The following is a 10,192-nucleotide window of genomic DNA, read 5'->3' as shown; positions in this document are numbered from 1 at the left end:
CGGGAAGCGGGCGGCGGGTAGCGTCTGTAGAAATGTCGAAGTTATTTCAGAACAGCGCCTAAGCGGCATACCGGGCCGGGATAGGGATGAGTTCTTGTGACATCGCAACCAGGCTTAAAAGTTATGACAACAGTCAAGGTGTAATTATGAATCCGGCAAATGCCATTGTTGATCGTTTTGTTGATTTCTCTGATTATCAAAATTCAAGTGCATTCAAAAAAAATCCCCAGGCGAATGTATTCACCCCCTTACGAAAGGTGACATCAGAGCCCGCAAAAGACAATTGTTTACCATTACCCATTGAGTTAAAGATGAAGATTACCTCATTCTTGAATTTGAAGGATTTTGCCGCCTTTAGCTCAATCAACGTGGATAATTACCTTTCTCTCAGGTCGGATGATCTCTTGGTGAAAAGAGTTATCAAGAATGAAGTAGAAGCCAGAATGTTAGAAAAACTCAAAGATTTACAACAAAAAGAACAACAATATACTTACGACATTAATGCACCAGTAAAAATAGATAAATATAATAATGCAGTTATACCACCTTTGGCTATCTCCCCTGGTCCTTCACAACTGATCTTTACGCATGATCCGGAATTTTATAACCCTCAATCATTTCACCTGGTAAGACTATTTGATAATCTATGCATGCTTGCCACAGACGATACAACTGATATCCCGTTCAGAATGCACACTTGTTCACTGGCCATAGATATTAATAACAAAATGAGTGCAAAAGGTAGTGAATATGCAACATTGAATGCGCTGAATTTTATAAGCATTGCATTACAACTGAACCAATTAACAGGTATTGAAGACAAGGTCAGCAAGGTGTGCATGCTAGCCGATATGATTGAAAATAAAGAATTTCACAGAGGTAGCCTAAACAAGGCCGCTGTTTTTAAGGAGGTATTGAGTTTGAGTAAAAAAAATCAGTTCGATTGGGACAAATTTATTGATAGTCTTCGCACTAAAGCAAATCCCCCTGTTGATGATATTGAGGACGATAGTGATATTGAGGACGGTAGGGATTTTGAATACAATAGTGATTTTGTAGACGATGATGACTTATTGGACAATTAATCAATTTAGCTGAACGCTTGAGGATAAATTTGTTGTAGTTGATACACCATCCCGCTGTCACGATCGCCCAATCACTGAGACCCGGGCGCTCAAATCAGAAACTCCTTGCCTACGGGAAACTTTTCCGAAATCCTGCGATCCAATAAAGTCTACTCGTTTGCCAGAACAACCCGATAGAATCATAATTCCATTATTTTCAGGTACACATTCTCCAATGTCCGCACATGAAGAAAATCGTCTGGCTCCCGCTGTATTTTTGATGGGTCCCACCGCTTCAGGCAAAACTGACCTTGCGGTAGCGCTCAGCAAACAGTTGCCTTTCGAGATCATCAGTGTGGACTCGGCACTTATCTACCGTGGAATGAATATTGGCACTGCCAAGCCAGAACATGAGATTCTGACAGAATTTCCTCATCACCTGATCGATATTCTTGATCCGGCTGAATCATATTCAGCCGCCGATTTTCGACGGGATGCCCTGGCATTGATGGCCGATATCACCGACCGTGGCAGAATCCCCCTGCTGGTTGGTGGTACAATGATGTACTTTAAGGTGCTCAGGGACGGCATGGCCACCATGCCTTCTGCCGATGCCGGGATTCGCCAACAGCTGCTCGATAGCGCACAGACACAGGGATGGGCTTTTTTACACCAGCAGCTGTCGGAAGTTGATCCAGAAGCAGCACTGAGAATAAAACCATCGGACACCCAGCGCTTGCAGCGGGCTCTGGAAGTTTACGAACTGACCGGCAAGCCACTTTCTCAATGGCACAGGGAGCAGAAAGAGCAAAGTTTACCCTATGACATTGTTAGCATGGCAATAGCTCCGAACGATCGTACTTTGCTCCATGAGCGCATCGCGCTGCGTTTCAGAATGATGCTTGAAAGTGGTTTTCTGGAGGAAACGACCCGACTTTATCAGCGTGGAGACCTTAATGTTTCCATGCCTTCTGTCCGGTCCGTTGGTTATCGTCAGGCCTGGTCATATCTGGCTGGGGAACTAAACTACGATGACATGGTCAAAAAGAGTATTATTGCGACCCGGCAGCTGGCTAAAAGGCAGCTAACCTGGCTAAGAAGCTGGCCTGATATTCACTGGCTTGATACATTTTCCAATAACCTGACGGGTGATGCCTTGAAAGTTCTGGGAAGTATCCTTTAGCAAGTATCTGGCCAAATGAAATCGTACATTTCTGGCTATTTAGCCTTGAAGCATTTTATGTGCAGTGAAGATACCTTCATCTATTAACTGATGATTGTTAATATTTGCTGTTATTTTAAGTAGTACTTTAGAACTTCTAATTGTTCCTGCAGGACTGGTGGGAGTAGCTAGTATTACTTATTGAGTGCGGTGTTGGGTTAGCTTAATGTGAGTCGGCATTTCATGGGCTGTACATATATTGAACAATGAGTACTGGCGCAGCCGGTCCAGCGAATAGTCCTCCTCAAAGTAGACCAAGGCTATTCAAAACCCCAGAATTAAAAGGAGTACAGAAATGTCAAAAGGGCATTCTCTACAAGACCCTTACCTGAATGTGCTGCGTAAAGAACGCGTGCCAGTTTCTATCTACCTGGTTAATGGTATCAAGCTTCAGGGGCAGATTGAGTCTTTCGATCAGTTCGTTATTCTTCTCAAAAATACAGTGAGCCAGATGGTTTACAAACACGCTGTATCAACTGTCGTACCGAGCCGCCCGGTTCGTTTACCGATGCAGGGTACAGATCAGCCTGACAATGAGTAAACATGCTTATCCAGCTTGAGGGCGCCTGAAGCGCTCTCACGTGTCTTATTTTTTAGAACGAGCCATGTGGCGCAGTCTTTTTTCAGCTTTTTGTCAGCTGATTCAAGACTGTATTTCCTGCTTCGCGGTTTTTTCAGGATATCTATTTGTTTTTTGACCGCCATGAGGGTGGAGAATCTGCAGTTCTTGTTCATTTGGAATTGAACGATGATCATGAACGGGAAGACCCCCGGGAATTCATGGAGCTGGTGCGCTCCGCGGGTGTTGAGTCTGCCGCGTTTATTACCGCAGGCTGCAAGCATCCCAATCCCCGTTTCTTTATCGGCCCCGGCAAAGTTGAAGAAATCCGTCAGCTGGTCATTCTGCATGATGTCGATGTCGTGCTGATTAATCATGCGCTCTCTCCAAGTCAGGAACGTAATCTTGAAAAAGAGCTGAAGTGCCGGGTCATTGATCGCACCGGGCTGATTCTGGATATATTTGCCCAACGTGCCAGAACCTTTGAAGGCAAGCTTCAGGTTGAGCTTGCCCAGTTGCAGCACATGAGCACACGACTGGTCCGTGGCTGGACCCACCTTGAGCGGCAGAAGGGCGGTATTGGCCTCAGAGGGCCGGGTGAAACCCAGCTGGAAACTGACCGCCGTCTTCTCAGGGCTCGCATCAAGAGCATAAGTCGTCGTTTGGAAAAGGTACGCAAGCAACGGGAGCAGGGGCGACGTGCCAGACAGAGGGCGGAGGTTCCCCAGGTTTCACTGGTCGGGTACACGAACGCAGGAAAGTCGACACTTTTTAACCGCGTGACCGAGTCTGTGGTTTATGCTGCTGACCAATTGTTTGCCACCCTTGACCCAACGCTGCGGCGGATTGAGTTACCGGACATTGGGCCTGTCGTGCTTGCAGATACAGTGGGATTTATACGTCATTTGCCTCATAATTTGGTTGAGGCTTTCCGGGCGACACTTGAGGAAACCCGTCAGGCTGATCTACTGCTGCATGTCATTGACAGTCACGATCCAGAACGTCTGGACAACATGGATCAGGTCCATTCGGTACTGAAAGAGATCCAGGCGGATGACGTGCCACAGTTGGAGGTCTATAACAAGATTGACCTGTTGCAGGGAGTAGAGCCGAAAATTCAGCGCAATGATGAAGGGCGTCCCGTGCGCGTCTGGGTTTCAGCGGTTACCGGTGAGGGTGCTGGACTGCTGCCAGAAGCCATCAAAGAGCTGCTTTGTGATGAGATGCTGCAGGGAAAATTAACCCTGAAGCCTGCCCAGGGACGCATTCGTGCCAGGCTCTATAAGCTCGGCGCTATTCAATCAGAAGCCTACTCCGACAGTGGCGATGTGGTTCTGGATATCCGTCTGGCGAAGTCTGACTTTGAACGCCTCTCCAGGCAGGAAGGGCTAAGCGAGAGTTGCTTTCATTCCATGCCCTGATTGCCTTGCGATGGGTTCTTTATCTTCAATATAACCTTCTTGTCGTCTTTGCTGGCTGGATAGAATTTTTCATCGTGAATGCCGGATAAAATTTGGGTGAAACAGCTCTAATTTGATGTTTGTAAAGAAAATCCGATGCGGTCTTTACTAATTCGGCTTGCGCTATTCGCTATCCAAACTCTACAATCTGGCTCAGGAAATATCTTTACCGGGTACAACATACATGAGTGCCTGTAAAGGCTGGCCAAGATTCCTGGCAGTACGAATACATTTTTTACCCTCCTGTGCTGCAGCGCAGGTTAACGTGAAAGTGGCTGGCTGCCATGGAATTTATCCTGCGACTTCATGTCATACCTGGCAGGCTCTCAAGGTCTGAAGGTAACTATGGTATGCACATCCTCTGATGGACCGGCAATGGATCTAATCGCCTGTTGTCCCCAGTAACAGGGATGCTCAAACCAAAATTCAATTTGATGCTGACTCTACGGAGACATATATGGCCTGGAACGAGCCGGGTGGAAATAATCAGGATCCATGGGGCGGTGGTAACAAAGGCGATAAGCAAGGACCACCGGACCTGGACGATGCTTTTCGCAAATTTCAGGAAAAACTGAATTCCATGTTTGGGGGAGACCGTAAAGGCGGTGGAGGCTCCGGTGGTGGTGCTCAGACAGGTTCCTCTTCCGGCATATTTATTGGCATTCTGATACTTGCTGTGGCTGTTTATATCTGGAATGCGGTCTATACCGTTGATGAAAAAGAGCAGGCTGTTATCCTTCGTTTTGGTGAGTATGCCGAGACCGTTGGCCCCGGCCTGCATATATACTTCCCTCCCATAGAAACCAAGTTCCAGGAACGGGTTACTGAACTTCGAACCTACAACCTTCTGCAGCAGATGCTGACCGAAGACGAAAACATCGTCGAGGTGGCCATGTCGGTTCAGTACAACATTGACAACATCAAGGACTATGTACTCAACGTTGCCAAGCCTCTGGTGAGTCTGGAAGAAGCGACACAAAGTGCACTGCGCCATGTTGTCGGTGGCTCAGAAATGTACCAGGTACTGACAGAAGGCCGTGAGGTGATGGGTATTGAAGTGCGTGATCGCCTTCAGTCTTATCTGGACAGCTACGGCACCGGACTGAATGTGGCAAAGGTAAACATTGAAAGCGCCCAACCTCCCAAAGAAGTTCAGGCAGCGTTTGATGACGTTATTCGCGCCCGTGAGGATGAAGAAAGGGCCAAGAACAAGGCTCAGGTGTATGCCAACAAGATTGTTCCGGAAGCTCGTGGTCAGGCTCAGCGTATTATCGAGAATGCCAACGGCTACCGTGATGAGGTTGTTGCCAGGGCAGAGGGTGAGGCAGACCGCTTCGTGAAACTGATGGGCGAATATCAACAGGCACCTGAAGTAACCCGTGAGCGTCTTTATATCGAGACGATTGAACGCGTATTCAGTAAATCCAACAAGGTACTGGTAGATGTTGAGGGTGGCAATAACATGATGTACTTGCCGCTGGATAAACTGACACAGTCCCATGGCGGCAACAATATGCCCTCCAGACAATTATCTGCCCAGGAATTAAACGAGATTACCACCCGGGTGACAGAAGAATTGAATAAGCGCGTCAATAGCTCGCGAGTCAGTGGAGGGAGGGTAAGTCGATGAGTCAGAAAGCCTTCACTGGACTGATTATCTCTCTGGTTGTTGTAATCCTGGCCTGGGGGAGTTTATTCGTTATCTCCGAGCGGGAGAGAGCGGTTCAACTTCGATTTGGTCAGGTAGTCCGTGACAGCATTCCTCCCGGTCTGCATGTGAAAATCCCGCTTATTGACAAGGTAAAGGTGTTCGACGGTCGCCTGCAGACGCTGGATGTACCCTCCGAGCGCTTTCTTACCCTTGAGCAGAAAGCGGTTATTGTAGATTCCTACATTAAATGGCGTATTCATAACGTCTACGACTTCTACCGTGCCACGGCCGGTGACGTGTTCCGGGCCAGCAATCTGCTTGCCCAACGAGCTGAGTCCAGCATGAGGAACCAGTTTGGTAGCCTCACTCTGAACGAAGTGGTTTCCGGCCAGCGTGATGAGATGATGGAAGAACTGACCAAAACGCTGAATGAAGTTGCCCAGAAGGAGCTTGGTGTCACCGTTATGGATGTCCGTATCAAGCGGATTGACCTGCCACCACAGGTCAGTGATTCCGTATTCGAGCGGATGTCATCGGAGCGTGAAAAGGAGGCGCAGGACTATCGGTCCCGTGGCCAGGAGATGGCAGAAGGAATCATGGCGAATGCTGACCGTGAAAAGCGGGTGGTGCTGGCCGATGCCTACCGTGATTCTGAAATGATTCGTGGTGATGGTGATGCCAGGTCTGCCGAAATTTATGCCAAAGCCTATCAGCAGGACCCGGAATTTTATGCTTTCTATCGTAGCCTGCAGGCCTACAAAGAGAGCTTCAAAGAGTCTGGCGACGTCATGCTGATTGAGCCAAAAGGTGATTTCTTCCGTTACTTTAATCACGACAGGCAAGGCAAATAATGAACTCTTGCTGTCAGTGTTAAAAAACCGTGGTAACATTAGCAAAACCGGGCCTCGCCCGGTTTTTTCGTGTGTGGGTTCATTGAACCTGTGGCTAAAAGAGGCTGTTATGACCGTCGCTGATCGCTGGCTGCTGCCTGATGGTATTGAGGAAATTCTGCCTGGCAGGGCCCGTTATGCGGAAAAGTTAAGGCGCGACATACTCGACCTGTTTGACCGCTGGGGTTACCAACTGGTGATTCCTCCCCATCTGGAATTTATTGAGTCACTGATGGCAGGTGTTGGTCACGACCTGGATCTGCAAACCTTCAAGGTAACCGATCAACTCACCGGCAGAACCATGGGATTAAGGGCAGACACAACACCCGCGGTGGCAAGAATGGATGCCCATACCCTGAATGAGGCCGGGCCGACAAGACTTTGTTATGCGGGTAGTGTCTTTCATGCCCGACCCGCTTCCCTCGGGGCTTCAAGGTCACCCATCCAGATAGGTGCAGAGCTGTATGGTCACGCTGGGGTTGCCAGTGATCTTGAGGTGATTTCCCTGATGCTGGAAACCCTGGCCCGGGTGAATGCCGACTCCGTCAGTCTGGATCTTGGGCATGTGCAGATATACCGGTTACTGGCATCTCAGGCGGGACTATCCGGTGATCACGAGCTGGCGCTCTTTGATGCATTGCAACGCAAGGCGATCTCTGAAGTTGAACATCTGGTCAATCAGTGGGATATCACTGCAGCCTCTGCCAGGATGCTGAAAATTCTGCCCAATCTGGCAGGTGGTCCGGAAATACTCGAACACGCCAGGGGTGAGCTGGCTGATGGTCCTGAGGGCGTCGCCACTGCCCTGGATGAACTTGGGTTGATTGCCAGAGACATTACCAGCCTCTATCCGGGGGCTGGCCTCTATTTCGACCTGGGCGAACTCAGGGGTTATAACTATCATACAGGCGTCGTCTTTGCGGCTTATCTGCCCGGTCAGGGGCAGGCAATCGCCAAAGGCGGGCGCTATGATGGGATCGGTGAAGTCTTTGGCCGATCACGCCCTGCGACGGGGTCAGCACTGACCTCAAGACGCTTATGGAGCTAAAGGCGTTGCAGGAACTGACAACAGAATGTACAGATGACTGTAACGAAGGCAAGACCATTTTTGCACCTGTTGATGCAGATGCTGCCCTGGTGCAGTCCCTGCGTCGGCGGGGAGAGCGGGTAGTTCGCCAGCTACCCGGGCAAGCGACAGAGGCAGTAGGCATGGGTTGCAACCATCAGCTGATCTGCCGTGACGGTGAATGGTTAGTTGAACCGTTATAATTGCATTGAAACCAAGAGACCGATTCCATGGGTAAGACTGTTGTCGTACTTGGCACCCAGTGGGGTGATGAAGGTAAAGGCAAGATTGTCGACCTGCTGACCGAGCAGGCAAAAGCCGTTGTTCGCTTCCAGGGCGGCCATAATGCCGGACACACCCTGGTTATTAATGGTGAGAAAACCGTGTTGCACCTGATTCCTTCGGGAATCCTGCGAGAAGATGTGGTTTGTTACATCGGTAACGGAGTTGTGCTCTCTCCTGAAGCGCTGCTCAAAGAGATGAAGCAGCTGGAAGAAACCGGTGTTCCTGTTCGTGAGCGACTCAAGCTCAGCCCGGCCTGTCCCCTGATCTTGCCTTACCATGTGGCGCTGGACCAGGCCCGTGAGCTGGCCCGCGGTGAAGCCAAAATTGGCACAACAGGTCGTGGTATCGGTCCTGCCTATGAAGACAAGGTGGCACGCCGGGGTTTACGTGTTGCTGATCTGCTGCACCCTGAACGGTTTGCCGGAAAACTGAAAGAAGTGATGGATTATCACAACTTTGTCCTGCAGAACTACTACAAGGCAGAAGCCGTAGATTACCAGACCGTCCTGGATAACGCGCTGGCCATGGCCCAAGAACTGATCCCGATGATTGATCGTGTATCAGACCGTCTGCATGGGCATCATCAGCGTGGCGACCATATTCTGTTTGAAGGCGCCCAGGGCTCATTGCTGGATATTGACCACGGTACGTACCCGTTTGTCACGTCATCCAACACCACCGCAGGTGGAACCTCTACGGGTTCCGGTTTTGGTCCGCTGTACCTGGATTACGTACTGGGTATTACCAAGGCTTACACAACCCGTGTTGGCTCAGGACCGTTCCCCACCGAGCTGGATGATGAAAACGGCCGCCATCTGGCCAGGGTCGGTAATGAGTTTGGCGCTACTACCGGGCGTCCACGCCGATGTGGCTGGTTTGATGCCGTGGCCCTGAGACAGGCTATTCAGATAAACTCGGTCAGCGGCCTTTGTCTGACCAAACTGGATGTGCTGGACGGTCTTGACACGATCCGCATCTGCGTGGATTACAAGAATACTGCTGGTGACTCCATCACCACGCCGGTTGATATTGAAGAGTACCGGTCGGTTCAACCGGTTTATGAAGAGCTGCCTGGCTGGAGCGAGTCAACGTTTGGTGTGAAGAGCCTTGATCAGCTGCCTGCCAATGCCCTGGCCTATATCAGGCGTCTTGAAGAGGTAACCGGTGCGCCGATTGATATTATTTCTACCGGGCCTGACCGTGTAGAAACCATTGTCCTGCGTCAGCCGTTTGCCTGATTGCCAGGATTGACTGTGAATAAACGCCGGTTTGTGGCAAATCGGCTACCTGCCACAGCAGTTATCTGCTGAAAACCTGCTCCCATCGGCGTTTCAGTGAACCTTTCCGGGTTTACCCTGTCTGATTACTCATGAGGCTGTTAATTCAGCAAAGATACAGTAACCGTCATCTCAAAACAGTGCAGGAACCCATGCAGTCAACATCACCCTCAGGATTAACAACCCTGGAACAGTGGAAGCAACAGATCCGGGATTCAATCAACCTATTACGGCATGGTGTTTCTGGTTATAACCGAACCATTCAATCAATAAACTCCACTCTCTTGACTAAAGAAGATATGGAGGTTCTTGCCAAAGAAAATCCCATAGATTTTTCAATTCATGAGGTTTCCTGCCCTTTACGTGAACGATCCATTCAACAGATCAATCTGGGCAATCTTGTTGCCACTGTCCGTTTACCTGAAAAGATTGGCAACTTTGATCTCAGCCCGGATCTGCCAATCGATTTCAGTTCCATTGAACAAAATAGAATTGAAGGAACAGATTCAAAGGCAATAGATCGCATGTCAGAAACGTTGACCGGAATAGCAAGTAGCCAACAGAAAATGCTACAACTCATGGAGTTGCAGATGAAAAAAGCGGGGATACTGATCGATAAACCGCGAGGTACTTGTCAAGAGGGTGAGTTCAGGCTGCCCGGGCAACCTGAGCTTTCAAAATTTTTATTTGAGAAAGTAATTGATATTTTTAAAAGACC

8 protein-coding genes and 1 pseudogene are annotated in these 10,192 nt (G+C 49.3%); all 9 read left to right on the top strand.

From position 1 onward, the window contains the following. The first annotated feature begins 146 nt into the window (after window positions 1-146). Window positions 147-1,085, top strand: a complete 939-nt coding sequence (locus tag KDK14_RS13315; protein ID WP_257265642.1) for a hypothetical protein — start codon at window positions 147-149, stop codon at window positions 1,083-1,085. A gap of 214 nt (window positions 1,086-1,299) precedes the next feature. Beyond that, window positions 1,300-2,247 (top strand): tRNA (adenosine(37)-N6)-dimethylallyltransferase MiaA, encoded by a 948-nt coding sequence (gene miaA, locus KDK14_RS13310; protein ID WP_257265641.1) that lies wholly within the window; start codon window positions 1,300-1,302, stop codon window positions 2,245-2,247. A gap of 334 nt (window positions 2,248-2,581) precedes the next feature. Next, window positions 2,582-2,827 (top strand): RNA chaperone Hfq, encoded by a 246-nt coding sequence (gene hfq / locus KDK14_RS13305; RefSeq protein ID WP_257265640.1) that lies wholly within the window; start codon window positions 2,582-2,584, stop codon window positions 2,825-2,827. Between the two features lie 146 nt (window positions 2,828-2,973). Next, window positions 2,974-4,266 (top strand): ribosome rescue GTPase HflX, encoded by a 1,293-nt coding sequence (gene hflX / locus KDK14_RS13300; protein WP_257265639.1) that lies wholly within the window; start codon window positions 2,974-2,976, stop codon window positions 4,264-4,266. A gap of 496 nt (window positions 4,267-4,762) precedes the next feature. After that, window positions 4,763-5,935 carry an FtsH protease activity modulator HflK gene (gene hflK, locus KDK14_RS13295; RefSeq protein ID WP_257265638.1) on the top strand — a complete coding sequence of 391 codons (1,173 nt, stop codon included), beginning with the start codon at window positions 4,763-4,765 and terminating at the stop codon, window positions 5,933-5,935. Continuing rightward, window positions 5,932-6,807: a protease modulator HflC gene (gene hflC, locus KDK14_RS13290; RefSeq protein WP_257265637.1), complete on the top strand. Its 876-nt coding sequence runs from the start codon at window positions 5,932-5,934 to the stop codon at window positions 6,805-6,807. Before hflK ends, hflC begins: the two co-directional genes overlap by 4 nt. A 109-nt stretch (window positions 6,808-6,916) precedes the next feature. Beyond that, window positions 6,917-8,115: pseudogene (locus KDK14_RS13285) on the top strand (ATP phosphoribosyltransferase regulatory subunit). Window positions 8,116-8,142: 27 nt separating this feature from the next. Beyond that, the gene (locus KDK14_RS13275) at window positions 8,143-9,435 is read left to right on the top strand and encodes an adenylosuccinate synthase (protein ID WP_257265634.1); all 1,293 of its coding nucleotides are present in this window, start codon (window positions 8,143-8,145) and stop codon (window positions 9,433-9,435) included. A gap of 191 nt (window positions 9,436-9,626) precedes the next feature. Continuing rightward, on the top strand, window positions 9,627-10,192 hold a 566-nt coding region (locus KDK14_RS13270; protein ID WP_257265633.1), incomplete at its 3' end, for a hypothetical protein.

Origin of the sequence: Endozoicomonas sp. ONNA2, assembly GCF_024606365.1 — a bacterium.
GTDB lineage: Bacteria > Pseudomonadota > Gammaproteobacteria > Pseudomonadales > Endozoicomonadaceae > Endozoicomonas.
The sequence above is the reverse complement of the archived record's forward strand: the minus strand, read 5'-3'. Positions and strand labels throughout refer to the sequence as shown.

Bases quoted from the DNA above. Each gene is read 5' to 3' on its own strand.
- KDK14_RS13275 (WP_257265634.1), top strand. From the start codon at position 8,143: ATGGGTAAGACTGTTGTCGTACTTGGCACCCAGTGGGGTGATGAAGGT.
- hflC (WP_257265637.1), top strand. From the start codon at position 5,932: ATGAGTCAGAAAGCCTTCACTGGACTGATTATCTCTCTGGTTGTTGTA.
- hflK (WP_257265638.1), top strand. From the start codon at position 4,763: ATGGCCTGGAACGAGCCGGGTGGAAATAATCAGGATCCATGGGGCGGT.
- KDK14_RS13315 (WP_257265642.1), top strand. From the start codon at position 147: ATGAATCCGGCAAATGCCATTGTTGATCGTTTTGTTGATTTCTCTGAT.
- miaA (WP_257265641.1), top strand. From the start codon at position 1,300: ATGTCCGCACATGAAGAAAATCGTCTGGCTCCCGCTGTATTTTTGATG.
- hfq (WP_257265640.1), top strand. From the start codon at position 2,582: ATGTCAAAAGGGCATTCTCTACAAGACCCTTACCTGAATGTGCTGCGT.